Below are 24,080 nucleotides of genomic sequence, written 5' to 3'. Positions count from 1 at the left end.
CGGGCATGGACGGGATCGGCGCGGCCCGCTACCTTTGCCACGCGCGAAGAGGAGACGGGGCGCTTGGGCAAATTTCCGATCTTTTTCCTGTTGTTAGGCATCGCGGCGCTGGCGGCGGCCTTGTTCGGCGCGCTGCACAACCAGTTGAGCTACACGATGGGGCCGACATATTTCACCGCGTTCAAGTTCGACCAGTTCCAGATCGCGGACGGCACGCCCCCACGCCTCGGCGCGGCCTATGTCGGTGTGATGGCGAGCTGGTGGATGGGCCCGATCATCGGGCTGCCCGCGTTTCTCTACGGGCTCTTCGCCGTGCCAAGCGCGCGGACCTATTTCGCTGCCGGGTGCGGCGCGGTCTTCACGGTGATCTTCCTGGCCACGTTCGGGGCGCTGGCCGGGTTGATCGGTGGGTTGGTGGCCGACACGACCGGGCTTCTGGACCCCTATCTGAATTTCCGCGACGGACCCACCCGGTCCGATTTCCTGCGCGCGGGCTTCATGCATGATGCAAGCTACCTCGCGGGCGCGCTTGGCCTGATCGCAGCGGTCTTCCCGATCCGGCGCGGGCGGAAGATTGATCTGCACAGGGCAGAGGTCAGGACAGAGGGAGGCGTTTCGCCATGAGGCTTGAGGGAAAGACGGCCATCGTCACGGGGGCCGCATCGGGGTTCGGCGCGGGCATTGCGCGTATCTTCGCGCGCGAAGGTGCAAAGGTGATGGTCGCGGACCTCAATGCGGAGGCGGCGGAAGACATCGCCACGGAAATCGGTGGCGTGGCCTGCTGCGTCGACGTCTCTGCCGGGCCGGAGGTGGCCGCGATGACCGGCGCCGCCATGGACGCCTGGGGCCGGATCGACATCCTGGTGAACAATGCGGGCATCACCCACATGCCCACCCCGCTGGAAGAGGTGAGCGAGGAGGAGTTCGACCGTGTCCTCGCCGTGAACGCGAAATCCGTCTACCTGACCGCGCGCCACATCGTGCCCCTGATGAAGGCGGCGGGCGGCGGGGCGATCCTGAACATCGCGTCAACCGCCGGCCTGTCCCCGCGTCCCCGGTTAAACTGGTACAATGCCTCCAAGGGCTGGATGATCACGGCCACGAAGACCATGGCAGTGGAGCTTGCCCCCGATAGGATCCGCGTCAATGCGCTTTGCCCCGTGGCGGGGGAAACGCCGCTCCTGGCCAGTTTCATGGGGGAGGACACGCCGGAGACGCGGGCCAAGTTCCTGTCCACCATCCCGATCGGCCGGTTCTCGACCCCCGATGACATGGGGGAGGCGGCGGCGTTCCTGTGTTCCGACGCGGCCAGCATGGTGACGGGCGTGGCGATGGAAGTGGACGGAGGGCGCTGCATATGAGTGCGATCAACCTTGCCGACAAGCTCAGCCAATTCTCGGAGCATTGGAGCCCCAAGATCGTCGGCCAGTTCAATGGCCACGACCTGATGGTGGTGAAGGTCGAAGGGGAATTCGTCTGGCATTCCCATCCCGACACCGATGACCTGTTCCTCGTCCTTAAGGGCGAAGTGGATATCGAGATGCGCGACCGCACCGTGACCCTGCGGGAGGGTGAGATGTTCGTGGTGCCCAAGGGCGTCGAACACCGCCCCGTCGCGCGGGCGGAGGCACACCTGATGCTGATCGAACCGGCGGGCACGCCCAATACCGGCGACGCGGAAACGGCGGTCGTGAAGGAAATGTTGTGAGCGATTATACCCGCCGTGACCTGCCCGCCGACATCACGGTTTTGGCGGGCGAGTTCGCCAGCCAGCCGCTGGTCTTCGCCCATCTTCTGGACGAAGCCCCGAACCTCGACCTGACCCATGTGGAGGTGATCCAGGCCAACCACGCCGCGCGGCTCGCGGCCCGGTTCGATGCGGCGCAGGTGGCGGGCCTGCCGTCGGACGGCACGGTGGTCCTGATCCTGCCCGCCGCCCACCCGGGCGCGGAATGCCCAATCGGCGACACCGCGCATCTGCGGCGGCTTGGCACGTTCCGCGGCACGATCCCGCATCTGAGCGCAGCGCCATGATCCGCCCCGGCCCCCGCAACCTCATCACCGATGTCACCGGCCTCCGCGTCGGAAATGCGCAGGACGGTGTTATCAAGACCGGCACGACCGTTTTGGTGGGCGATGCGCCCTTCACCGCCGCCGTGCACGTCATGGGCGGCGCGCCCGGCACCCGCGAAACCGACCTACTTGCGCCTGACAGGATCGTGCAGCAGGCCGATGCGCTGGTCCTCTCCGGCGGCTCCGCCTTCGGGCTCGATGCCGCCTCCGGCGTGGCGGACGCCCTTCGGGCGCAGGGCCGAGGCTTCGCCGTCGGCGATCAGGTGGTGCCGATCGTGCCGGGCGCGATTCTGTTCGACCTCATCAATGGTGGCGACAAGAATTGGGCGGGGAACCCGTACCGGCGGCTGGGGGCGGAGGCGTTGGAGGCCGCGGAGACAGATTTCGCGCTCGGCAGCGCGGGCGCGGGTACTGGTGCGTTGATTGCGGACCGCAAGGGTGGGCTCGGCTCCGCCTCGGCAACCTACGGGCCGTATACAATCGGCGCGCTGGTGGCGGTAAACGCGCTGGGTCGGGTTTGTGTTGGAGACAGCCCGCATTTCTGGGCCGCGCCGTTCGAGATGGACGGGGAATTCGGCGGGCATGGCCCCGCCCCCACCTTCGATCCTACCGCGATTCCGCCGGTCAAAGGCGGGGAGGCCCGCAACACCACCATCGCCATCGTCGCCACCGATGCCGCGCTGACCCAGGCGCAGGCGACGCGGGTGGCGATCGCGGCCCATGACGGCATGGCGCGCGCGATCTATCCCAGCCACACACCGATGGATGGCGACCTGGTCTTCGCGGCATCGACCGGGGCGGTGCCGTTGCGCGACGACGGCGCCGATCCCCTGATGCTCGGGCACGTGGCCGCACTCTGCCTTGCCCGCGCGATTGCAAGGGGCGTCTATGCAGCGACGGATGCGCCCGGCGATCCTGTGCCGAGCTACCGGTCCAGACACGGCTAGGCAAAGCGCAGCCCAAACGAAGAAGGCCCCGCCGCAATGGCGAGGCCTCTAATGGGTAATTTCAATCGGCAGGCTCAGTGCAGCTTGCGCCCAACCTCTTCGATGGCGTCGTCGATCAGTTTGTTCTGGTCGGCGGCGCTGGTGTTTCCGGCGATGACTTCTGCCGCGGCGGCCACGGCGACGGAGGCCGCGCGATCACGCACGGCGCGGGCGGCCTTGGCTTCCGCATTGGCGATCTGCTCCTCGGCGGCGGCAAGGCGGCGCGCGATGGAGCGTTCGATCTCAACCTTCGCCTCGGCGGCGGCATCCTCGGCGTTGGACTTCGCCTCCGCCACGATCCGTGCGCTTTGGTCCTCCACCTCGCGGGCCTTGCGCTCGTAGGAGGCCAGCAGCGTCTGTGCCTCTTCCCGAAGAGCGCGGGCCTCGTCCAGTTCGGATTTGATGCCCTCGGCCCGCTGGTCCAGCATCCGGCCCAACATGGCGGGGACCCCGAAATAGAACAGGATCGACAGGAAGGTCAGGAAACCGATCAGGACGACCCAGTCGGTGTTGAACAGCGACACCAGGCCATAGCCCGGCTCATACCCGTCTTCGGCGGCGAAGGCGGGCGTGGCGATCAGGGCGGGCAATACCATCAAGTAACGCATGTTCTTACCCCCTGACCCGGTTTGCGACAGCATCGGCAATCGCCTTCGTGTCGACGTCCTGCCCGGGCGACAGGGCCTGGACGATTTCTGCGGCGACGTCTCGGGCCACCTCTTCGGCGGTGGCGACGGCGCTGGCCTCGATCTCGGCGATGCGGTCGGTGGACTCGGCGGTCTTGGCGGCGATGGCCGCATCCGCCTTGTCGATCTCCACCTGGAGCTGCGCCTGAATTTCGTCCCGCGTCTCCTGCGCGATGCGCTGGGATTCGGCGCGCGCATTGGCAAGCGCGGTGTTGTAGCTTTCCTCGGCCTCGGCCGCCTGACGCTTGAGGTCCTCGGCGGCGGCCAGGTCATTGGTGAGCGTGCCCTGCCGCTCGGCGATCACGGCAGAGATGCGCGGCAGCGCGATCTTCGACAGGACGAAGTAGATCGCAAGCAGGGTCAGGATCAGCCAGAAGATCTGGTTGTCGAAGGTCGAGAAATCGAGCTGCGGCATACCGGGCGCCTCGGGCGGCCCGCCTTCCACGCCGTGTTCGACATCTCCGAGTGTGACTTCGTCAGCCATGTGTCTTCTCCAACTGGGCCGGATTTACGTGGCGCGCCACCGCGAAAGGATGGCGCGCCCGACGTAAGGATCGTGGTTCGCCGTGTCTTCAGACAGCGAACATCAGCAGCAGCGCGACGAGGAAGGCGAAGATGCCCAGCGCCTCGGCGAATGCGATGCCGATGAAGAGGGTTGCGGTCTGACCACCAGCCGCGGACGGGTTGCGCAGGGCGCCGGCAAGGAAGTTCCCCGCCACGTGGCCCACACCGATAGCGGCGGCGCCGGAACCGATGGCGGCCAGGCCGGCACCGATGAATTGACCCATTTGTGCGATATCGCCTTCCATGATGTATCTCCTTACGTTGGAAGTTTCGATCGTCCGGGCAGGTCCGCCCGAGCCGAATTAGTGATGCGGGTGAAGCGCGTCCTTGAGGTAGACACACGTCAGGATTGTGAACACGTAGGCCTGGATGGCCGACACGAGGACTTCGAGGCCGTAGATCGCGACCACACCGATGATCGGCGCGATCCCGGCCAGGCCAAGCGCGCCCGCGAACCCTGCGAACACCTTGAGGACCGCGTGGCCCGCCATGACGTTACCGGCCAGACGAATGGAATGGCTGACGGGGCGCACGAAGTAGGAAATCAGCTCGATCACGGCAAGGATCGGGCGCAGCGCCAGCGGCGCGGACGACACCCAGAACAGGCTCAGGAAGCCCGCGCCGTTCTTGACGAAGCCCAGGATCGTCACCGTCAGGAACACCGCGCCGGCAAGGATCGCGGTGACCGCGATATGCGAGGTCGTGGTGAAGCTGCCGGGGATCAGGCCCAGGAAGTTGGCGAACAGGATGTAGAGGAAGAGCGTGAAGATATAGGGGAAGTACGGCAGCGCGTCCTTGCCTGCCACGTCCTCCACCATGTTGCGCACGAAGCCGTAGGCAAGCTCCGCGATGGACTGGCTGCGCGACGGGATCACGGCACGCCCGCGGGTCCCCACGACCATCAGCAAGATCACCGACAGGACCGCCAGCGCCATCCACAGCGTCGCGTTGGTGACAGTGAACATGCCCACCGGACCGTCGCCGAAGACCGGCGAGACGATGAACTGATCCATCGGGTGGATCGACAGCCCGCCCTCGTAATCGTCCATCAGCGCCGCGATGAACGCCAGGACGGCCAGGCCGATCAGAACGAAGAAGATCATCTTGCCCGCGCCACCCTTGGCGTCGGTGTTGGTGCTCTCAGTCGCCATCGTGCGTCTCCGTCCTTGCGCGGTCTTCCGCGGCCTTTTGGATTTCCTGCGCCGAGCGGATCATGGTCCTGACCCCGGCGATGAAACCCAGAATTACAAACACGACCATCAGCCACGGGGTGGTGCCCAACGCCCAGTCGAGCCCGTAGCCTATGCCAAAACCGATGCCCAAACCGGCCACCAGCTCGATCACCATCCGCCAGGCCAGCTGCGCCTGGGAATAATGCTCCTCCATATGGTCGCGTTCGGGATCGGCCTTCGACTTGGCCGCCGCGATCCGCGCTTCAAGCGCGCGCAGGCGATCCTCGTCACTCTCGGCCATGGCCCGAAACACCCCCGATGGAAGTTGCGCGGAAGCTAGGCGCGGGGGGCGGCAGAGTCAACGCGCCGCGAGATACGTCAAGTCATTGAAATTCATACGCAAATGCGGGGCGCGACATTCGCGCATCCGGTCCGTGGCCGCATAGCCATATTCAACCATCTGGTTGACGATCGACGCCAAGCGGGCCTAATCGCCCCATGGCCCCCACGCTCGACACCGTCTTTGCCGCGCTCGCCGACCCCACACGGCGCGCCATCCTGCAAATGCTGCTGGAGGATGACATGGCCGTCACCGACGTGGCGGACCCCTTCGACATGAGCCTGGCCGCGATCTCCAAGCACCTTGGTGTTTTGACGAATGCGGGCCTCATCACCCAGGAAAAACGCGGGCGGGTGAAATGGTGCAAGCTGGACCCCGACGCAATGAAGGGCGCCTCCGTCTGGATGCAGGGCTTCGGGCAGTTCGAGCCGATAAACCTCGATGCGTTCGAGGCGTTTTTGGAACGCGAGTTGGGTGGGGAATAACGTACCCGCGCCGTGCCGTGGTTTCGTGTTAGGGTCGGGCAAAGCGAAAGGACCCGCGCTATGCGTCTGACCCTGCCCCTGCTGCTGCTTTCCGCAACCCCCGCCCTTGCGCAACCGGTTTGCGAGGCCCCGTCCGGCCCGTTGGAGACCTGCCTGGTGGGCGCGTGGGTCGGATCGTCCACCATCCCCCAGGCGCTGGAGCAGGCGATGCGCTCCATGCCCGACAATGTCGCCGCGAATTTCAGCAGCTTCGGCGTGCCGGTTGCGATGATCATCTACGATGACGGGTTTTTCGAGACGTTTCCCATCACCGCCGACGGCTTCGCCACTTTCGTCGACAGCGAAGGCGACGTCACCTCGTTCGAGATGGTGGGCCAGACCGTGACGACCGCGGGCTACATCTCGGCCATCGGCGGAACGCTCGACCTGTGCTACCTGCCCGGCGCGCTTGGCAACCTGAACGGGGAAATGACCGTCACCACGAACGGAGAATCGACGACCGTGCCGCTTTTCGCGGTGCCGGAGAACACGTTCAACCCGGTCATCAGCTATTCATGTTCCGGGGACAGCATGCAGCAAAACGTGGCGCTGCCCGCGCCGCTGGGGACGATCACCTACAACCTCACGCGCGTCCCGCTCGATGCGTTCGGGGACGCGCGCCGCGAGGTGGTGGAGTAGGTCCGCAGACCAATTTCCCGTGCCCCACGACAAAGGGCCGGCTCGATGACCGGCCCATGCCTCATGTTCGTGATGTGCGCAGCCTTGCGCGGTCTACATGATCCCGGCGAGACGCAGGATCACCAGAACGACAACAATCAGGCCGACCAGATAAAGAATATTACGCATCGGATCCTCCTTCAGAGGAAATTGATAATGGCGATGACGACGACGACAAGGCCGATGATGGTGAGGATGGCGCGCATGGATCTGATCCTTTCGTTATTACCACCGGACAATGCGCCCGCCATGCATTCGGTTCCCAAAAACTTTCGAAACGGTGTCAGATCGTTCCCGATTGCCTTAGAACCCCGCGCACATATTTCGCCGCCGACCGGTAGTGGCTCGGACCTGCGGCCTCCGCATATCGGCCGGTCGTCCATCCCGTACCGCCCGGCATCGGCGCACCGTAGAGCACGTCGTCACCCGCCCCCGCGATCCAGGCGCGCAGGCGGGTGTGCTCCATGTTAAGCCAGTTCCGCGCTTCATTCCACGACATATCCGCGTATTGCGCGCGCAGCCCGGTATTGTAAGGCTTCAACTGCGTCCACTTCACCCCGTGATCGGGCATTTGCGCGGCCTCCCCTTCCCGCAGCCATTGAAAGAACAGGCCGATCCAATGGGCGCGGTGGGTGACGATATCCCTCGGGCTCGGATCATCGCCCAGGGGCACCATCGCGATGTCGTCCGACACACGGTCCAGCGTGGCGGTGAGCTTGGCCCATTCCTTGTCGGTCACGGCAAGCAGTTCCGCGCGGCAGGTGGCAGCGGGCATGATCCGGCTCCTTTCCGCGGTACTCTAGCGGTCCTCGGGCCGCGATCCCTTGATCCGCGTCAATTCTTGAGCAGCAAAAGCAGCGCCGTGATCGTCAGCCCCACGCCCACCAGGACCAGCGCGGCGGGAACGGGCTGGCCAAGCGCGATCTCCCACAGGATCACCCAGGACGGAGTCAGGTAGGTATAGGCCATCACCTTGGACGACGGCAGGCGCAGGGACGCGAACTGGATCAGGAAGACCGTGGCGGCGCTGGCGAAGATCGCGACATAGGCGATGGCGATCCAGACCATTGGGCGCAGGCCCGCCCAATCGGTCGCCGCGATGTCGCCGATGCCCCAGATCGCGATGCAGAGGGCGCACGACACCAGCGTGAGGAAGGAGAAGACCAGCACCGGCTCGCCCCGGTTCAGGACCCGCACCATGGGGGTGTAGAGCGCGTGGGCGATGCACCCGACGAAGTAGATCGCCTCCCCCCGACCGACCTCGAACGCCAGAACCGCCTGCCAATCGGCGCGAAAGATCACCCATGCCGCGCCGACACCCCCGATGCTGAGCGCCAGCGCGATGCGCCCGTCCACCAATTGTCGCAACAGCACCCAACCGAACAGCGCGCTCATCAGGGGCGTGAGCGTGAAGACGGCGGCGGCGGAGACGGGAGGTGCGGTCTTCAACCCCTCGAACATCAGCACGAAATAGATCGCGAAGAGCCCGCCAAGGATCAGGTATCGCCACGGCGCAACGAGGGCCGGGCCCACGCGCACGCCCCGCGCCCAGACGAACGCCGCCATGATGAGGGCCGCGATGGCGAACCGCACGGCGTTGAGCGCGGTCGGCGCGATCTCCGCGGCCACCTGCCCGCCCAGGCTGAACGATCCGGCCACGAGGCCCGAAAACGCCAGCATCGCCAGATGGCCCGCCCGGCTGCTGCCGATGGCCTCCCTCACCGTCGGTGCCGCCCCGCGCGCGGGGCTTTCATACGGGCCAGGCTTTCACTTCTTCCTTGAGATGGCGCACGAAGCTTTGCACCTTCGCGGTGCGGTGCAGGTCCATATGGGTCACCAGCCAGATCTTCGCCGTCCAATCTTCGAGCGGCGGCAACATCTCCACCAAGTCATCGGTGCGGTCCCGGTCCCACGAGGCCACGAACCCGATGCCGACGCCCGCAAGCACCGCCTCCTTCACCGCGACCATGGACGACGCGCGGAAATAGATCGACGCGCCCGGCACATTCTCGTTCAGCCAGCGGAAATAGGGGGCTCGCGGTGTTTCGTCCGTGGTGCCCACGAAGCGATGCTGGCTGACATCGTCGCCCTCCAGCATCCCGAACCGCTTCACGTAGGATTTGCTCGCCACCAGTTTCAGGGTCTGGGTGAAGAAGGGCTGCACGATATTGTCGGGCTGATCGGGCAGCTTGCCTGCCCGGATCGCCACATGGGCCTCGCCGTATTCCAGGCGGAACAGCCGCGCGTCCGAGATCAGGCGCACGCGCAGATCCGGGTGGCGCTCCTGAAACTCCGCAATCGTCGGCACCAGAAGCGGCGACAGCGCGCCGAGGGAGGTCACGATCAACTCCCCCGTCACCTCATCCCCGCGGCCCTTGATCCGGCTGGCGAGCTGGGTGAACTGATCGTCCGCGGACCCGGCCACGGAAAACAGGTCCTGGCCGGCTTCGGTGGCGGTGTAGCCCCTTGCATGGCGCTGAAACAGCTTCGCGCCCAACCGCGATTCCAGGGCGTCGATATGGCGGATGACCGTGGCGTGATGTACGCCAAGCGCCTCCGCCGCGCCCGATACGGTGCCGCGCTTGGCGACCTGAAACGCGGTGCGGATTTCGTCCCAATTGTCCATGTCTCTCTGTGCGCTCCCTCACAAACGAATGGATTTGGCCCACCATGCGCGCACAGATGCGCGTTGGCAACGCGCGGAAACGGCCCGCCGCCCGCGCGCCCCTGCTCCGTCGGCGCGTTCTGTTCGATTGCGCACACAAATACCGCATTTTTCGAGAATTGCGCATCTGGGCGCAGGGGACCACGTTCGCACCAATCACGATCCAACCATTCAGGGACCAGACCATGACCCACATCCTGCGCCTCGACGCCTCCGCCCGGACCGAGGGCTCCGTCTCTCGCGACCTGACCGACAAGATCATCGCCCGCCTGTCGCCCGATACCGTGACCGTGCGCGACCTCGCCCATGGTATCCCGCTGATCGACGCGGCGTGGATCGGTGCCAATTTCACCCCCGCCGATGCGCGCAGCCCGGACCAGGGCGAAACGCTCGCGTTGTCCGACACGCTCGTGGCCGAGGTTCAGGCCGCCGACACGATCGTGATCGGCCTTCCGATCTACAATTTCGGTGTACCCGCCGCGCTCAAGGCCTGGGTGGATCAGGTCGCGCGCGCGGGCGTCACCTTCCGCTATTCCGAGACCGGACCGAAGGGCCTGTTGGACGGCAAGCGCGCCATCGTCGCCGTTGCCTCCGGCGGGACAGAGGCCGGGTCGGAGATCGACTTCGCCACCGGCTATATCCGCCACATCCTCGGCTTCATCGGCATCCATGACGTCACCTTCGTCACCGCCGACCGCCTGATGGTGGATGCGGAAGCGTCCCTGAAATCCGCGCAGTCGCAAGTCGACGCGCTCGCAGCCTGAGGAGTTTTCCGATGTCGAATGTCCATAAATACGGACTTCTTGCCGTAAAGGCCCTCCTGACGCTGGCCTTCGTCGCCGCTGGCGCGGCAAAGCTGATCGGGGCGGAGATGATGGTCGCCACGTTCGAGGCGATCGGCTGGGGCCAGTGGTTCCGCTACGTGACCGGCGTGATCGAGGTGGGCGCGGCCATCCTGCTTTGGGTGCCGGGTCGTCAGGCTATCGGGGCCTTCCTTCTGACCGCCACGATGATCGCCGCCGTGGGGTTCCACCTGCTCGTCCTCGGCCCGTCTGCCGTGCCCGCCGCGGTACTCGGCCTCTTGTCCGCGCTGGTTCTCTACGCCCATCGCGGCCAGCTGCGCGGGGCCGTGCCCGCCTGATCCCCCTCGCGTCCCCGGTCCCTCGGCGCATCCATCTCCGGCGACGGATAAGCGCCGATGGGGGCCGGGCCGCAACGAGGATTTTGATCGACCGGATGCCCGTGCTACCTTTGCATCCATGCTCAGACATCTCCTCATCGCCCTTGCTTTGGTCGCGCCATCCGCGGCTCCGGCGCAGACCTGTACGCTCGCGTTCACGATCGAGGTGACGCAGGGCGTGGGCTTCATCCGGCCCGGTACGCAAATACCCGGCTCCGCCGAATTCGTGACCTCCGGGCAAACCTTCCGGCAGGAGGGCGGGACGGTGGCCCATTACGCGACCGGCAGCATGACCCTCGGCGACGACATTTCGGGCCGCATCTGGACACTCATCACCACCTCGCGCGGATCGGCCGCCGATCTGACCGGCGTTTACGCCTATGACGTCGAAGGATTGACCTTCGCCGGTCAGGTTTTCGACGGCCCGATGGCGCTGACGCTTTTTGGGGAGCCGGGAACGCGGCCCACGACGGCGCCGCCGATCACCCAAGCCGAATGGGACGACATGAGCCTCAGGCGGTCCTTCACCCTGCATGCCGATGCCGACATGCTGGCGGGCGATGTGGTGGACCTTACGGCGGATTGCACCTGATCCCGCCCCGCGCGCCCCGCGATGATTGACTCCCGCCCCCAATCGGCCTAATCCGCCCGCAATAGCCGGAAAGCCAAGCTTCCCGGTCCCGCGCGCGTTCGTAGGATCGCCCCCCGTCAGCGAGTTTCGCCCACGGGGGCAAAGCCCGTTTGGGCATTGCCCTTGTCCGGACGCGACGCCGCCGGGCAACGCGCAAGGGACACAGGGATTGGACCGACGGCACGCAATGCCTATCTGGGGCGTGGTACGGAAATGAAGCGACGTGAAGTCACCGATTGCCAAGAAACTGCTGTTCGCGGGCCTGCTGCTGGTGGGCGCGTTCGTCGTGGCGGTGGCCGTGTTCGCGGCATTGGCAAGCTGGGGCGGGTGCAGCGGCGGGCGCATGCCCATGATGACCGACCCGTTCAACTACCCGCCCGCGACCTGCGAGCATCTGCCCGACCTGATCGGCGTTGTGGCCAGCGAATTGACCTATGCGACCTTCAGCGTCGTGATCTTCAGCCCGATCTGGGTGAGCGGATGGCTCATCGTGGTGGCGCTGCTCGAGATCGCGGAACGCAATCGCCTGAAGCGGCAAAAGGACTAAGTCATGTTTGAGAATCTCTCCGAACGCCTGTCCGGCGTCTTCGACCGCCTCACCAAGCAAGGCGCGCTCAGCGAAGATGACGTGCGCACCGCGATGCGCGAGGTCCGCGTGGCGCTGCTGGAGGCCGATGTCTCCCTGCCCGTGGCGCGCTCCTTCATCAAGGCGGTGGAGAAGAAGGCGACCGGTGCCGCCGTCACGAAATCCATCACCCCCGGCCAGCAGGTCATCAAGATCGTCCATGATGAGCTGATCGCGACCCTGCGCGGCGACGTGGATCCCGGTGTCCTGAAAATCGACAACCCGCCCGCCCCGATCCTCATGGTCGGCCTGCAGGGCTCGGGCAAAACGACGACCACGGCGAAACTTGCCAAGCGGTTGAAGGACCGTGAGGGCAAGAAGGTGCTGATGGCCTCGCTCGACACCAACCGCCCCGCGGCGATGGAGCAACTGGCGATCCTCGGCACCCAGATCGGCGTCGATACCCTGCCCATCGTGGCCGGCGAAGACCCGGTCGCCATCGCCAAACGCGCCAAGACCCAGGCAGGGCTCGGCGGCTACGACGTCTACATGCTCGACACCGCCGGTCGCCTGCATATCGACCAGGAACTGATCGCCCAGGCCGCCGCCGTGCGCGATGTCGCCAACCCGCGTGAGACGCTTCTTGTGGTCGACGGCCTGACCGGTCAGGACGCCGTCAACGTGGCCGAGGAATTCGACGACAAGATCGGCGTCTCGGGCGTGGTCCTCACCCGGATGGACGGCGATGGCCGTGGCGGTGCGGCGCTGTCGATGCGCCAGATCACCGGCAAACCGATCCGTTTCGTCGGCCTCGGCGAGAAGATGGACGCCATTGAGACGTTCGAGCCGGAGCGCATCGCGGGCCGCATCCTCGGCATGGGCGACATCGTCAGCCTGGTCGAAAAGGCGCAGGAAACGCTGGAGGCCGAACAGGCCGAGCGCATGATGAAGCGCTTCCAGAAGGGCATGTTCAACATGAACGACCTCAAGGGCCAGCTGGAGCAGATGCAGAAGATGGGCGGCATGCAGGGCATGATGGGCATGATGCCCGGCATGGCCAAGATGTCGAAACAGATCGAGGAGGCGGGCTTCGACGACACGGTCATCACCCGCCAGATCGCCCTGATCCAGTCGATGACCAAGAAGGAACGCGCCAATCCCGGCCTGCTCCAGGCGTCCCGCAAGAAGCGCATCGCCAAGGGCGCGGGCCAGGACGTGGCCGACCTCAACAAGCTTCTGAAGATGCAGCGCCAGATGGCGGATGCGATGAAGAAGATGGGCAAGATGGGCAAGAAGGGCCTGATGCGCGGCGGCCTCGGTGCGCTGATGGGCAAGGGCGGCGGGATGCCGCCGGGCATGGATGCCGCGGGCATGGGCGGCATGGACGCCAAGGCGCTGGAACGCGCGGCCAAGCAGATGGGGGCGGGCGGCGGTGGCGGTCTGCCCGGCCTCGGCGGCGGTGCAGCACTTCCACCCGGCCTCGGCGGTTTGGGCGACGGCAAGAAGAAGTGATGGCGCAACGCTGCACCCAGCCCCCTTCGGGGCCCGCGGCGGAGGCTGCGGCGATGCATCGGGCGTCCGTCCCGGTGCTGGAAACCGCGCGCCTGCGCCTGCGCGCGCCTGACCTCCACGACCTTCCCGCCTGGACCCGCATCTTCGCCGGTTGGCCGGGCGAGCCGATGGACGCGGAAGATGCGTGGACCCAGTTCAGCACCTACGTCGCGTGCTGGATGCTCCACGGTCACGGCCCCTTCGCGGTGGAGCTGCGCGACGGCACGCTGGTCGGTTTCACCATCGTCGGCCTTGAATGGGGTGATGACGAGCCGGAGCTTGGCTGGATGCTCCTGCCCGAATACCGGGGCCACGGCTACGGGACGGAAGCGGCCCGGGCCGTGCGCGATTTCGGCCTCTCCGTGCTGCCCACCTGCGTCAGCTACATCGACCCGAAGAACATTGCATCATCTGCCGTGGCGCGCCGCCTGAACGCTGTCCGCGATGACAGGGCAGAGGCGCAGATCGCCGAACGCGAAGGCATGACGATCGAGGTCTGGCGACATGGAGCGGCGGCATGACATTGCACATCCGCGCGCAACTCACAGATTTGTCCACAGTTTCCGGGGCCATTGACTGCACTTCTGCAACGACGACGGGTGGCCAGCGATGATCCCCCGCCTTGTGGATATCCCCCAGCTTGAGACGGAGCGCCTGATCCTCCGCGCCCCCGAGGCCCGCGATCTGGACGCACTCGCGCCGTTCGTCATGTCCGACCGCGCCAGCTTCGTCGGCGGTGGCAGCGACGCCGACCGGGGCGATGCCTGGCGCGTCCTCGCTACCCTCTCCGGCCACTGGCACCTGCGCGGTTACGGCGTCTACGTGATCGTCCCGAAAGGCTCCGACACGGCCATCGGCTCCATGGGTCCGTGGAACCCCGAAGGCTGGCCCGAACCGGAACTCAGCTGGACGATCTGGGACGCCGCCGCCGAAGGTCAGGGCTTCGCGTTCGAGGCGATGATCGAGATCCGCCGCTACGTCTACGACGTCCTCGGCTGGGACACCGCCGTCAGCTATATCGACCCCGCCAACACCCGCTCCATCGCGCTGGCCGAACGGATGGGCTGCGTGATCGACGAAGGCGCAAACGGCCCCGGTGCGGAAAGCCTTGTCTATCGCCACCCCGTTCTCGCGGAGGTGCTGGCATGACCGAACTGCGCACCGACCGTCTGATCCTGCGCCAGGTCTCCCCGGACGATTGGCCGATCTACGAACGTTGGCACGGCGAGGATCGCGATGAAGCCTGGGATGAATTCACCGGCGATATCGGCCATTGGGCCGTCCTGGGCTATGGCTGGTTCATCGTGCGCAAGAGCGACACCCCGGTCGGCAACGTGGCGCTTCACCATCCCCCCGCCCATGGGGAGCCGGAACTTGCCTGGAACACCTACGACGGACATCGCGGTGCGGGCTACGCGCCCGAGGCCGCGCGCGCGGTGCTCGATTGGGCGCCGACCGTGATCGGCGACGCCCGCATCGTGAGCTACATCGACCGGAACAACGCGGCCTCCAAGCGGGTCGCCGAAAAACTCGGCGCGCGGTTCGACGGCGAAATGGCCACCCACGATCCGAAGTGCGAGATTTGGGTCCACGGAGGTGCGGCATGATCCCCGTCCTCAAGACCTCCCACCTCACCCTGCGCGGCCCCGAGGCCAGCGATTTCCCCGCCTTCCGGGATTACTTCGCCTCCGACCGCTCGATCCATACCGGCGGGCCGAAGGACGAACGGCAGGCCTGGATTCTGTTCGCGGCGGAACTTGGCCATTGGCACCTGCACGGTTTCGGCATGTGGACGGTGGAGGCTGACGGCACGCCCGTCGGCCTTGTCGGCTGCTGGTTTCCCCAAGGCTGGCCGGAGCGGGAAATCGGCTGGCTGATCTGGGAGGATTACGAAGGTCGCGGCTTCGCGTTCGAGGCCGCGTGCGCCGCCCGCGCACACTGCTACGGCCCCTTCGGATGGGATACCGCCGTCAGCTACATCCACCGCGACAATGCGCGGTCCATCGCGTTGGCGGAACGGCTGGGATGCACGCGCGATGACACGGCCCGCCACCCCAATGCGGAGGCGCTCGTCTACCGCCACCCCGCCCCGGCGGAGGTCGCGGCATGACGTTTGACGGAATTTCGCGCGTATATACCGGAAATATACCCCGGATATACCGGTTCCATATCGCGGTTTTCGCCGCTTCGGAGGCCCCATGACCCAAGACGCCGTAACCCGCGCGGCCGCGATTTTGGCCGAACATCGCGACAGCATCGACCGGCTCGATGCCATCCTCATTTACACCCTGGGTGAGCGGTTCAAGCACACCCAGGCCGTCGGCCGCCTCAAGGCCGAACACGACCTTCCGCCCAGCGATCCCGCGCGCGAAGCCGCGCAGATCGCACGGCTCGAAGACTTGTCGAACCGGGCCGACCTCGACCCGGATTTTGCCAAGAAACTCATGCGCTTCGTCATCGACGAGGTGATCCGACACCACGAACAACATCAATCGTAGACCCGGCTTCAGACCGGAAAACGCAAGCCATTCCAAGGAGAAACCAAAATGGCCATCAAACTTCGTCTCGCCCGCGGCGGCTCCAAGAAACGCCCCTTCTACCGGATCGTTGCCGCCGACAGCCGCATGCCCCGCGACGGTCGCTTCATCGAGAAGCTCGGCACCTACAACCCGCTCCTGCCCAAGGACAGCGAAGAGCGCGTGAAAATGGACATGGACCGCGTCCAGCACTGGCTCGATAACGGCGCGCAACCGACCGACCGCGTCAGCCGTTTCCTCGAAGCCGCCGGCGTGATCGAGAAGAAAGAGCGCGCCAACATGAAGAAGGCAGAGCCCGGCAAGAAAGCCGTGGAACGGGCCGAGGAGAAAGCCGCCAAGGCCGCCGCTGCCGCCGAAGCCGCCGCGGCACCCGCCGAGGAACCCGTGGCCGAAGATGCACCGGCGGAAGACGCACCCGCAGAGGACGCGGCCGCCACTGACGCACCCGCCGAAGAAGAAAAGGCGGACTAAGTCCCCGCCTATCCCTGCATCGGGGCGCCCGCCAGGCCGGTGGGCGCCCGCACCCCGCGCGCGAGGTCCCCGAACATGGCAAAATCCGACCAGGTCTGCGTCGGCGCGATCATGGGCGCCTTCGGCGTCCGGGGGGAGGTGCGCGTGAAAAGCTTCTGCGCGGAACCATCGGATATCGGCGCCTACGGGCCGCTTTCCACCGAAGATGGCACGCGCCAATTCACGCTCACCCTGACCCGCCCGGTGAAAACCGGCTACGCCGCCAAACTCTCCGGCATCCGTGACAAGGACGCCGCCGACGCCCTGCGGGGCACCCGCCTCTACGCTCCGCGCAGCGCGCTTCCCTCCCTGCCCGATGACGAATTCTACCATGCCGACCTGATCGGCCTCGCCGTGCTCGACACGGGCGGAGAGGCCATCGGCAAGGTCGCCGCGATCCTCAACCACGGGGCCGGTGACATCCTCGAAGTGCGCGGCAAAGGCCTTGGCAACGGCCTTCTGATCCCCTTCACCGCCGCTGTCGTGCCCACGGTGGATCTCACCGCAGGCCGCATCATCGTCGACCCGCCCGATGGTCTTTTGTCCGACGAACCCGCCCCCAGGTCCGCTGACAAGGGCTGATCTCCGCCCCTCTTTGCTTCAAAAATACCTCGGGGGGGCCGCAGGCGGGGGGCTGGCCCCCCCGGGGCGCTCTTGCGCCCCCTGAGTGCAGGCCGCGCCAGCGGACCAGCGAGGCAGGATCGTGCAGCTTCGCTGCTCCTTCAGGTCACGCGCGGATCCGCCAGCCGGTCTTGAAGATCCAGCCGATCGTCAGGATGCAGGCCAGCGTGAAGCCGAGGATCGCCACGATGGACCAGACCAGCGCCACGTCCGCCGTTCCGAAAAAGCTCCACCGGAATCCGCTCACCAGGTAGACGACCGGGTTGAACAGGCTGATCGTCTGCCACGTCTCGGGCAGCATCGTGATGGAATAGAACGACCCGCCCAGGAACACCAAGGGCGTGACCGCGAGAAGCGGGATCAGCTGCAATTGCTCGAAATTCTGCGCCCAGATGCCGATGATGAAGCCGAACAGGCTGAACGACAGGCATGTCAGCACAAGGAAGGTCAGCATCCAGACCGGGTGCAGGATCTGCAAATCCACGAAGAAGAACGCGGTGACGAGGATGATGAGCCCGATCATGAAGCTCTTCGTCGCCGCCGCAAGAACGTAGCCCGCCGTGATTTCCAGGAACGAGGCCGGCGCAGAGAGCAATTCATAGATCGTGCCGATGAATTTCGGGAAATAGATGCCGAAGCTCGCGTTCGAAATCGACTGGGTCAGCACCGTCAGCATGATGAGCCCCGGCACGATGAAGGCGCCATAGCTGACGCCCTCCACCTGCTCGATGCGCGACCCGATGGCCGTGCCGAAGACCACGAAGTAGAGCGAGGTCGACAGGACCGGAGAGATGATGGACTGCGCGATGGTGCGGAAGGTGCGCGCCATCTCGAAGATATAGATCGCGCGGACGGCTTGCAGGTTCATGCCGCATCCTCCCCCTGGTCCTGGACCAGACCCACGAAAATCTCCTCCAGGGAGCTTTGCTTGGTTTCCACATCGGCCACGGCCAGCCCCGCCGCCTGCAACGCGCTCAGCAGGCGCACGATGCCTGTGCGCTCGGCCCGCGTGTCATACCGGTAGGTGAGCCGCATTCCGTCGTCGGACAGGTCCAGGTCGCGGTCGGCCAGGTCCGGCGGGATCGCGTCTATCTTCTCCGTCAGGTCGATCCGAAGCTCCTTCTGACCCATGCGCGCCATCAGGTTGGCCTTCTCTTCCACCAACAGGATCTTGCCCTTGTTGATGACGCCCACGCGGTCGGCCATCGCCTCGGCCTCCTCGATGTAATGGGTGGTCAGGATGATGGTGACGCCGCTGTCCGACAGCGTGCGCACGATCTCCCACATGTCACGGCGCAATTCCACGTCCACGCCCGCCGTGGGCTCATCGAGGAACAGGACACGCGGCTCGTGGCTCAGCGCCTTGGCGATCAACACCCGGCGCTTCATCCCGCCGGACAACTCCCGGATCGCGTTGTCCTTCTTGTCCCACAGCGACAATTGGCGGAGGATCTTTTCCAGATAGGCGTCATCGCGGGGCTTGCCGAACAACCCGCGCGAGAAGCGGACCGTGTTGATGACCTTTTCGAAGGGTTCCAGGTTGATCTCCTGCGGCACCAACCCGATCAGGGCGCGTGCGCCGCGATACTGTGTCTGGGTGTCGAAGCCGCCGACACTCACGGAGCCGGAGGTCGGCTGCACGATCCCGCAAATGGCCGAGATCAGCGTCGTCTTGCCCGCGCCGTTCGGACCCAGCAGCGCGAGGATTTCCCCCTCCATGATCTCCAGCGAGACGGCGTCGAGCGCGGTGAACCCACCGTCATAGGTCTTGGTCAGGCGGTCGACCTTCAAAATGGGTGTCATTGGCGCGCCTCCTTCAGCCAGACCGGACCCTAAGGTTGCGCGGCGCGGCGCACAAGGTGCGCCGCCGCGCCAATTCTGCGCGCAAAAGCACGGAATGCGGGTATTCCGCCATGTCCCGACCTTGCGCCCTGACGTAGCAGTAAGTCATTCTATAACCACTTCTTTTTCCCAACTCGGAGACTCCCTTTCATGAAGCCCCTTCGCCTTGCCGCTGCCCTTGTCCTGCTTGCCTCCACCGCCTCCGCGCAGGTCTTGTTCGAGGATAATTTCGATGCGAATCCCACCGGCCTCAACCTCACCCCCGCGGGCTGGACGGTCACGGGCGGCAGCGTCGATACGGTTGGCCAGGGCACCTTCCCCGATATCTGCGCGCCGACCGGCCAGACCTGCATCGACCTTGACGGCAGCACGCTTGACGCGGGTCGCCTGCAATCCATGGCCACCTTCGCCCTGCAACCGGGTGTGCGCTATAACCTGACCTTCGACTACACCTGGAACAGCTTCGCCCAGGACAACGGCAACACGATGATCTTCGGCGTCGGCGGCTTCCGAGAGGTCATGGCCATCTCCGAAACCCGCCCCGCGGAGCCCCAGCATTACCGCACCTGGACCCTGTCCTTCGACGGCGATGGCACCAATGGCGCGATCTTCTTCGACCATCAGGGCGGCGATGACGGGGGCATCGTCATCGACAATGTCCGCTTTTCCGTCGCGCCCTGATCGGGCCGCACCACATTGATCCCATGCCGCCGCTCGCATAAAGCGGCGGTATGGCCGATGAACCCGCCTCCCGTCCCCCGCAAGCCGCCAGATCCCATGGCCGGCTGTCGCAATCGGCAAGTCTGAAGCCGCGCGCGCTGATGACGGACCGCCCGCGCCTTGCAACGGCATGGTGCGCCAAGGTCATCACTCTGTTTCCCGAAACGTTCCCCGGCGTCCTTGGAGCGTCGCTGACCGGCAAGGCGTTGCACGACGGCCTTTGGGCGTTGGAGCCGGTGGACCTGCGAAGCTTCGGCATCGGCAAACACAGGCAGGTGGACGATACGCCCGCGGGCGGCGGTGCGGGGCTGGTGATGAAGCCCGACGTGATGGGCCGCGCGCTGGACATGGCCAGTGCCGGAACGCCCGACGATCCGTCCCTCTGGCCGCGCGTCTACCTCTCCCCCCGGGGCAAGCCCTTCGATCAACGCGATGCCGAACGCTTTGCCCGCGCGAAGGGCATGACGCTTGTCTGCGGGCGGTTCGAAGGCCTCGACCAGCGGGTGATCGACCATTACCCGCTGGAGGAGGTGTCGATCGGCGACTACGTCCTGACCGGCGGTGAACTGGCCGCGCAGGTCCTTCTGGATGCAACCGTCCGATTGATCCCCGGCGTGCTTGGAAACGCCGCCTCCACGCAGGAGGAAAGCTTTTCCGAAGGATTGCTGGAGCATCCCCAATACACCAAACCCGCCCAGTGGCGCGGCCACGACATCCCGCCGGTCCTTTTGTCGGGCGACCACGGCGCGGTGGCGCGATGGCGCCGTGACCAGGCCGAGGCGCTGACCAAAGCGCGCCGCCCCGACCTGTGGGCCAAATCGCGGGAAGACTGACCTCATTCCGCATCTCGCGCGGCCATGAATTCCGCCTTCGCCCGGTAGCCCGCCAGGGCCGGACCCGACAATGCGTTCAGCGTCAGCATGGTTGTCTTGACCAAGAGCGCCGTTGCGAGCGCGTCGAAGACCCACGCCAGTGGTGCGGCCAGACCGCCCCAGGCCACGGAAAAACCCGCGAATGCCTCAAACGTCCAGATACCGGTGATCCCGTGCAGGACAAGCGCGATCCAGAAACCCGCGCAATAGGGGCAATGCCACTGGCCATAGAGCGTCTGCAACGGCCGCGGCAGCGCCTCGATCATGCGCATGAACCACGTCCCCCAATGGGGCAGATGCTCCCAGATCAGGGCGTGGACAGATGCGGCTAGGATCAGCATCTCGATATTCATGATCTTGTTCCTTTTGTTCGTTTGTCTTCCTAATTACTTTTCGCAAAACGAGGATCACGGCGCGGTGAGCGCCGCCACCTCCGCTGCGATCTGGTCGGGCAGGGTCCGTGCGATCGCGTCGTAAATCTCCTCCCCCCGCCTCAGCAGATCGGCACCTGCATCGGTCAGGATGATATGCTGCGCGCGGGCATCCATCTGACATTGGATGCGCGTAATCAACGCGCGACCTTCCAGCTTGGAGACCATGGCACTGGCCGACGCCTTGGAGACGCCAAGGCGATCCACGATATTGTGCAGGTGCTGCCCGTGGGTATCCCCGTCCCAGAACTGCGTCTGCGCCTCGGCGTGGATTGCCGCGAGGTATTCGAACTCGCTGTGGCTCAACCCGATTGCCGCGCCCTCCTTCGCCCACGCCCGGTGGGAGAGGCGGTGAATGACTTGCAGGATCTCGGCGGCTTCTGGCATTCGGCACCTATTAGTTCGTCTTCCTAACTAATAGGCGTACATGCGCAGGTCAAGAGCCATCCCACCCCTTGATCCCAAGGCCGCGCGCCCGTATACGCGCTGCATCCGGGGTCGGAATCGGCCAACCGGATCGTTTCGTTTTGCCGGGTCGAACTTTCGGGGCCCAATACGGCGTGCGGAACACGCAAAAGCAAATGCATGCGCGTATCTCTGGCGGGCGCCCCCGAAAGCGGGAGCAAGGCGGACCCGGTCGAAGACCAGAGCTCTGGGGCGGATCGTGACCTCCGCGGGCAAACCGTGGGCAACAAAGGAGCGTATCAGATGGACCTGATCGCACAGATCGAGGCGGAACAAGTCGCCGCCCTCGGGAAAGACATTCCCGATTTCAAGGCCGGGGATACCGTGCGCGTGGGCTTCCGCGTGACGGAAGGCACCCGCACCCGTGTTCAGAATTACGAAGGCGTCTGCATCGCGCGCAAGAACGGCGACGGCATTGCCGGATCGTTCACCGTGCGCAAGATCTCCTTCGGCGAGGGCGTGGAACGTGTGTTCCCCCTCTACTCCACCAACATCGACAGCATCACCGTCGTGCGCCGTGGCCGCGTGCGCAGGGCGAAGCTCTATTACCTCCGCTCGCGCCGCGGGAAATCCGCGCGGATCGCCGAGGATACCAATTACAAGCCGCGCAAAGATGCGCAGGCCGAAGCGTAAGGAGACCGTGAGATGAAAAAGGATCTGCATCCCGATTATCACGTGATCGACGTGAAGATGACCAACGGCGACATCGTCCAGATGCGCTCGGCCTGGGGCAGCGAAGGCGACACCCTGTCGCTCGACATCGACCCCACGGTCCACCCGGCCTGGACCGGCGGCGGGGCCCGTCTGCTCGATACCGGCGGTCGCGTGTCGAAGTTCAAGAAGAAGTACGAAGGCCTGGGCTTCTAAGCCACACGCCCGTTCGACCAATGATTGCGCCGCCCCGTCACACGGGCGGCGTTTTTCGTGGCGGACCATGCAGGGCCGCGAAACGGAAAACGCCCCCCACCAAACGGCAGGGGGCGCATCCCCGGCGCAATACACAAACACGCCGGGCCGTGCGCACGAAGACCCGCGCGCGCGGCAGGGCAAATCAGACCCATGGGCCGCACATCACTCGGAAAACGTTACCAAAAAGTTTACGAAAATGCCGCGATCGGGGCGACGGGCGAAAAGATCGGGCGACGTGTGGCCGCAGCGCGACGCGCCTCCTCCCTCTGGCCTGCGCGCATGAGGCACAACAGCCATGTCAGCTCCAGCACATCGCGTTGCGCGCGCGACCCGCCCACGCGCACATGCGCCGACATCACGGGCGTGAGATCCTCCAACGCTCCGGCCCAATCCTGCCGCGCCACCGCCTTCCACGCCCGCGCGATGGGCGCGACCAGATCGGCGGCGTAGCCCTTGCCCGCGTCCACGAACCGGGCCAGCTGCGTACCGTCACCGGCCATGGCGTGGGCGAGTGCCGCGTGGATATCCGCAAAGCTCTGCCCCGGATCGGGGAAAGTCTGCGCCGCAAAGGAACTTAGCCTCTGCCAATCCTCGGGTGGCACGTCCGCCCCCGCCATCTCCGCCCGCCACAGCAACGCGGCCCCGTCGGTCAGCGTATTGATCGGCAGCGCATGGGACGCACCGGGGGCAATCGCACCGCGGTACGTGGCCCACATCGCGTCCCAATCCCCCGCCTCCACCGCCCAGAGCGCCTGGTGCCAGCTGAGGTGGCCATGCAGAACCGTTTCCGGCTCATACTCCCGCATCCATGTATCGAGATAGGCCCGCCCCTCCTCCGTGCGCCCCTCCTCATAAAGCGCGTGCGCCTTGAAATGAGAGCCATTGGCGTTGCGCGGGTGAAGCGCAAGCGACGCCTCCATCAGCTCCAGCGATGCCGCCGTCTGCTCCACCTCGCACAGGGACAGGGCATGCATCGACATCATCCACCAATCGCCCTCGTAATGGGGCATGAGCGCGGAGGTATAGGCCAGAAGCGCCGCCTCCCGGCCCGGCTCGCCTGAGAACCCGATCAGCCCGAAGATGTTGGTGCAGATCTGCGCCGCAAGCGCGTCGCGGGGATAGGTCCGGACATGGGCCAGCACGGCCGCGCGCGCCTCCACCGGTTTGCCCGACAGAAGCAGCGCGAAAATCCCGATATGCGCGCGTTCGCGCACGCTCACCCCGTCCGCCAGCGCCTGCGCCCGGCCAAGCGCGGCCTTGGCCCCGGCCATGTCGCCGGCATACATCGCGGCGCGCGCGGCACCGATATGGGCCAGCGCGAAGTTCGGATCGGCGGCAATCGCCTCCGCAAAGGCTATGTCCGCGCCGTGGGTCGCGCCAAGCACGTGATCCACCCCGCGGCTATAGGCGCGCGCCGCCGCGCCCTCATCGGTGGTCAACTCATTGCCGTATCTGTCGTGCTGCATCTCGCCCTGCCCCGAATCCCTTGCGGCAAAAGGGTCGCACGCATTCCGCGATTCGGTCCACCGGTCCGGGCTTTGCGCTTAACAAGGTGCCG

36 protein-coding genes are annotated in these 24,080 nt (G+C 65.6%); 23 read left to right on the top strand and 13 right to left on the bottom strand.

The features are described 5' to 3' along the window. The first annotated feature begins 63 nt into the window (after positions 1-63). From KUW62_RS00980 to KUW62_RS00960, 5 genes are read left to right on the top strand one after another with little or no spacing between them, the layout of a single operon-like run. A complete protein-coding gene (locus tag KUW62_RS00980; RefSeq protein ID WP_224813650.1) occupies positions 64-624 on the top strand; it encodes a hypothetical protein in 561 nt (186 codons plus the stop codon). Further along, positions 621-1,361, top strand: a complete 741-nt coding sequence (locus KUW62_RS00975; RefSeq protein WP_224813649.1) for an SDR family oxidoreductase — start codon at positions 621-623, stop codon at positions 1,359-1,361. The genes KUW62_RS00980 and KUW62_RS00975 overlap by 4 nt, the downstream gene beginning before the upstream one ends. Next, complete coding sequence (locus KUW62_RS00970; protein WP_224813648.1) at positions 1,358-1,708, top strand: cupin domain-containing protein; 351 nt, start codon at positions 1,358-1,360, stop codon at positions 1,706-1,708. Before KUW62_RS00975 ends, KUW62_RS00970 begins: the two co-directional genes overlap by 4 nt. Next, positions 1,705-2,034 carry a hypothetical protein gene (locus KUW62_RS00965; RefSeq protein WP_224813647.1) on the top strand — a complete coding sequence of 110 codons (330 nt, stop codon included), beginning with the start codon at positions 1,705-1,707 and terminating at the stop codon, positions 2,032-2,034. The genes KUW62_RS00970 and KUW62_RS00965 overlap by 4 nt, the downstream gene beginning before the upstream one ends. Beyond that, a complete protein-coding gene (locus KUW62_RS00960) occupies positions 2,031-3,020 on the top strand; it encodes a P1 family peptidase (RefSeq protein ID WP_224813646.1) in 990 nt (329 codons plus the stop codon). Before KUW62_RS00965 ends, KUW62_RS00960 begins: the two co-directional genes overlap by 4 nt. Before the next feature lie 74 nt (positions 3,021-3,094). Here KUW62_RS00960 and KUW62_RS00955 read toward each other — a convergent pair whose 3' ends face one another. The 5 genes from KUW62_RS00955 to KUW62_RS00935 form a co-directional block, all read right to left on the bottom strand. Continuing rightward, the gene (locus tag KUW62_RS00955) at positions 3,095-3,667 is read right to left on the bottom strand and encodes a F0F1 ATP synthase subunit B (protein WP_224813645.1); all 573 of its coding nucleotides are present in this window, start codon (positions 3,665-3,667) and stop codon (positions 3,095-3,097) included. A gap of 4 nt (positions 3,668-3,671) precedes the next feature. Continuing rightward, positions 3,672-4,229, bottom strand: a complete 558-nt coding sequence (locus KUW62_RS00950; protein ID WP_224813644.1) for a F0F1 ATP synthase subunit B' — start codon at positions 4,227-4,229, stop codon at positions 3,672-3,674. 88 nt (positions 4,230-4,317) lie between these two features. Then, positions 4,318-4,554 (bottom strand): F0F1 ATP synthase subunit C, encoded by a 237-nt coding sequence (locus tag KUW62_RS00945; RefSeq protein WP_224813643.1) that lies wholly within the window; start codon positions 4,552-4,554, stop codon positions 4,318-4,320. Positions 4,555-4,611: 57 nt separating this feature from the next. Beyond that, complete coding sequence (locus tag KUW62_RS00940; protein ID WP_224817009.1) at positions 4,612-5,358, bottom strand: F0F1 ATP synthase subunit A; 747 nt, start codon at positions 5,356-5,358, stop codon at positions 4,612-4,614. 91 nt (positions 5,359-5,449) lie between these two features. Continuing rightward, positions 5,450-5,782, bottom strand: a complete 333-nt coding sequence (locus KUW62_RS00935; protein WP_224813642.1) for an AtpZ/AtpI family protein — start codon at positions 5,780-5,782, stop codon at positions 5,450-5,452. Positions 5,783-5,979: 197 nt separating this feature from the next. Between KUW62_RS00935 and KUW62_RS00930 the strand changes: the two genes are divergently transcribed. Together KUW62_RS00930 and KUW62_RS00925 are read left to right on the top strand one after the other, a co-directional pair. After that, a complete protein-coding gene (locus tag KUW62_RS00930) occupies positions 5,980-6,306 on the top strand; it encodes a helix-turn-helix transcriptional regulator (protein ID WP_224813641.1) in 327 nt (108 codons plus the stop codon). Between the two features lie 60 nt (positions 6,307-6,366). Then, positions 6,367-6,984, top strand: coding sequence for a hypothetical protein (locus tag KUW62_RS00925; RefSeq protein WP_224813640.1), 618 nt, complete (start codon positions 6,367-6,369; stop codon positions 6,982-6,984). Positions 6,985-7,306: 322 nt separating this feature from the next. Here KUW62_RS00925 and KUW62_RS00920 read toward each other — a convergent pair whose 3' ends face one another. The 3 genes from KUW62_RS00920 to KUW62_RS00910 form a co-directional block, all read right to left on the bottom strand. Then, positions 7,307-7,798, bottom strand: a complete 492-nt coding sequence (locus KUW62_RS00920) for a ClbS/DfsB family four-helix bundle protein (RefSeq protein WP_224813639.1) — start codon at positions 7,796-7,798, stop codon at positions 7,307-7,309. Between the two features lie 59 nt (positions 7,799-7,857). After that, on the bottom strand, positions 7,858-8,703 hold the full coding sequence (locus tag KUW62_RS00915; RefSeq protein ID WP_224817008.1) for a DMT family transporter: 846 nt from the start codon (positions 8,701-8,703) through the stop codon (positions 7,858-7,860). 70 nt (positions 8,704-8,773) lie between these two features. Continuing rightward, positions 8,774-9,649 (bottom strand): LysR family transcriptional regulator, encoded by an 876-nt coding sequence (locus tag KUW62_RS00910; RefSeq protein WP_224813638.1) that lies wholly within the window; start codon positions 9,647-9,649, stop codon positions 8,774-8,776. Positions 9,650-9,873: 224 nt separating this feature from the next. Here KUW62_RS00910 and KUW62_RS00905 point away from each other — a divergent pair, with 224 nt between their 5' ends. The 12 genes from KUW62_RS00905 to rimM all read left to right on the top strand — a co-directional run bounded on the left by KUW62_RS00905 (position 9,874) and on the right by rimM (position 17,244). Then, positions 9,874-10,452 (top strand): FMN-dependent NADH-azoreductase, encoded by a 579-nt coding sequence (locus tag KUW62_RS00905; protein ID WP_224813637.1) that lies wholly within the window; start codon positions 9,874-9,876, stop codon positions 10,450-10,452. 11 nt (positions 10,453-10,463) lie between these two features. Beyond that, positions 10,464-10,829, top strand: a complete 366-nt coding sequence (locus tag KUW62_RS00900; RefSeq protein ID WP_224813636.1) for a DoxX family protein — start codon at positions 10,464-10,466, stop codon at positions 10,827-10,829. 118 nt (positions 10,830-10,947) lie between these two features. Further along, on the top strand, positions 10,948-11,460 hold the full coding sequence (locus KUW62_RS00895) for a hypothetical protein (RefSeq protein WP_224813635.1): 513 nt from the start codon (positions 10,948-10,950) through the stop codon (positions 11,458-11,460). Between the two features lie 262 nt (positions 11,461-11,722). Beyond that, positions 11,723-12,046 (top strand): hypothetical protein, encoded by a 324-nt coding sequence (locus KUW62_RS00890; protein ID WP_224813634.1) that lies wholly within the window; start codon positions 11,723-11,725, stop codon positions 12,044-12,046. Positions 12,047-12,049: 3 nt separating this feature from the next. Continuing rightward, positions 12,050-13,576: a signal recognition particle protein gene (ffh, locus tag KUW62_RS00885; RefSeq protein ID WP_224813633.1), complete on the top strand. Its 1,527-nt coding sequence runs from the start codon at positions 12,050-12,052 to the stop codon at positions 13,574-13,576. After that, a complete protein-coding gene (locus KUW62_RS00880; RefSeq protein WP_224813632.1) occupies positions 13,576-14,136 on the top strand; it encodes a GNAT family N-acetyltransferase in 561 nt (186 codons plus the stop codon). Before ffh ends, KUW62_RS00880 begins: the two co-directional genes overlap by 1 nt. 88 nt (positions 14,137-14,224) lie before the next feature. After that, positions 14,225-14,764 carry a GNAT family N-acetyltransferase gene (locus KUW62_RS00875; protein ID WP_224813631.1) on the top strand — a complete coding sequence of 180 codons (540 nt, stop codon included), beginning with the start codon at positions 14,225-14,227 and terminating at the stop codon, positions 14,762-14,764. Continuing rightward, positions 14,761-15,222: a GNAT family N-acetyltransferase gene (locus tag KUW62_RS00870; RefSeq protein WP_224813630.1), complete on the top strand. Its 462-nt coding sequence runs from the start codon at positions 14,761-14,763 to the stop codon at positions 15,220-15,222. Before KUW62_RS00875 ends, KUW62_RS00870 begins: the two co-directional genes overlap by 4 nt. Continuing rightward, a complete protein-coding gene (locus tag KUW62_RS00865) occupies positions 15,219-15,725 on the top strand; it encodes a GNAT family N-acetyltransferase (protein WP_224813629.1) in 507 nt (168 codons plus the stop codon). Before KUW62_RS00870 ends, KUW62_RS00865 begins: the two co-directional genes overlap by 4 nt. An 88-nt stretch (positions 15,726-15,813) precedes the next feature. Next, on the top strand, positions 15,814-16,113 hold the full coding sequence (locus tag KUW62_RS00860) for a chorismate mutase (protein ID WP_224813628.1): 300 nt from the start codon (positions 15,814-15,816) through the stop codon (positions 16,111-16,113). 48 nt (positions 16,114-16,161) lie between these two features. Then, entirely contained in the window at positions 16,162-16,623 is a 462-nt protein-coding gene (rpsP, locus tag KUW62_RS00855; protein ID WP_224813627.1) for a 30S ribosomal protein S16, read from the top strand. Positions 16,624-16,698: 75 nt separating this feature from the next. After that, positions 16,699-17,244, top strand: coding sequence for a ribosome maturation factor RimM (rimM, locus tag KUW62_RS00850; protein ID WP_224813626.1), 546 nt, complete (start codon positions 16,699-16,701; stop codon positions 17,242-17,244). 145 nt (positions 17,245-17,389) lie between these two features. On the opposite strand, the gene KUW62_RS00845 is transcribed toward rimM, so the two are convergent. After that, a complete protein-coding gene (locus tag KUW62_RS00845; RefSeq protein WP_224813625.1) occupies positions 17,390-18,151 on the bottom strand; it encodes an ABC transporter permease in 762 nt (253 codons plus the stop codon). Next, positions 18,148-19,086 (bottom strand): ABC transporter ATP-binding protein, encoded by a 939-nt coding sequence (locus tag KUW62_RS00840; protein WP_224813624.1) that lies wholly within the window; start codon positions 19,084-19,086, stop codon positions 18,148-18,150. Before KUW62_RS00840 ends, KUW62_RS00845 begins: the two co-directional genes overlap by 4 nt. A 189-nt stretch (positions 19,087-19,275) precedes the next feature. On the opposite strand from KUW62_RS00840, the gene KUW62_RS00835 reads away from it, so the two are divergent. Further along, positions 19,276-19,806 (top strand): hypothetical protein, encoded by a 531-nt coding sequence (locus tag KUW62_RS00835; RefSeq protein WP_224813623.1) that lies wholly within the window; start codon positions 19,276-19,278, stop codon positions 19,804-19,806. Between the two features lie 50 nt (positions 19,807-19,856). Further along, entirely contained in the window at positions 19,857-20,678 is an 822-nt protein-coding gene (gene trmD / locus KUW62_RS00830) for a tRNA (guanosine(37)-N1)-methyltransferase TrmD (protein WP_224813622.1), read from the top strand. 2 nt (positions 20,679-20,680) lie between these two features. Here trmD and KUW62_RS00825 read toward each other — a convergent pair whose 3' ends face one another. Both KUW62_RS00825 and KUW62_RS00820 read right to left on the bottom strand, forming a co-directional pair. Further along, complete coding sequence (locus tag KUW62_RS00825; RefSeq protein WP_224813621.1) at positions 20,681-21,070, bottom strand: hypothetical protein; 390 nt, start codon at positions 21,068-21,070, stop codon at positions 20,681-20,683. Positions 21,071-21,124: 54 nt separating this feature from the next. Beyond that, positions 21,125-21,535 carry a MarR family winged helix-turn-helix transcriptional regulator gene (locus tag KUW62_RS00820; protein WP_224813620.1) on the bottom strand — a complete coding sequence of 137 codons (411 nt, stop codon included), beginning with the start codon at positions 21,533-21,535 and terminating at the stop codon, positions 21,125-21,127. 321 nt (positions 21,536-21,856) lie between these two features. Between KUW62_RS00820 and rplS the strand changes: the two genes are divergently transcribed. Beyond that, complete coding sequence (rplS, locus tag KUW62_RS00815; protein ID WP_224813619.1) at positions 21,857-22,246, top strand: 50S ribosomal protein L19; 390 nt, start codon at positions 21,857-21,859, stop codon at positions 22,244-22,246. Positions 22,247-22,258: 12 nt separating this feature from the next. After that, positions 22,259-22,480 (top strand): 50S ribosomal protein L31, encoded by a 222-nt coding sequence (gene rpmE / locus KUW62_RS00810; RefSeq protein WP_224813618.1) that lies wholly within the window; start codon positions 22,259-22,261, stop codon positions 22,478-22,480. 230 nt (positions 22,481-22,710) lie between these two features. Here the strand turns inward: rpmE and KUW62_RS00805 are convergent, their stop codons facing one another. After that, a complete protein-coding gene (locus KUW62_RS00805) occupies positions 22,711-23,988 on the bottom strand; it encodes a tetratricopeptide repeat protein (RefSeq protein WP_224813617.1) in 1,278 nt (425 codons plus the stop codon). Positions 23,989-24,080: the final 92 nt, after the last annotated feature.

The organism is Hasllibacter sp. MH4015 (assembly GCF_020177575.1).
GTDB lineage: Bacteria > Pseudomonadota > Alphaproteobacteria > Rhodobacterales > Rhodobacteraceae > Gymnodinialimonas.
This window is presented reverse-complemented; position numbering and strand designations above follow the sequence as displayed.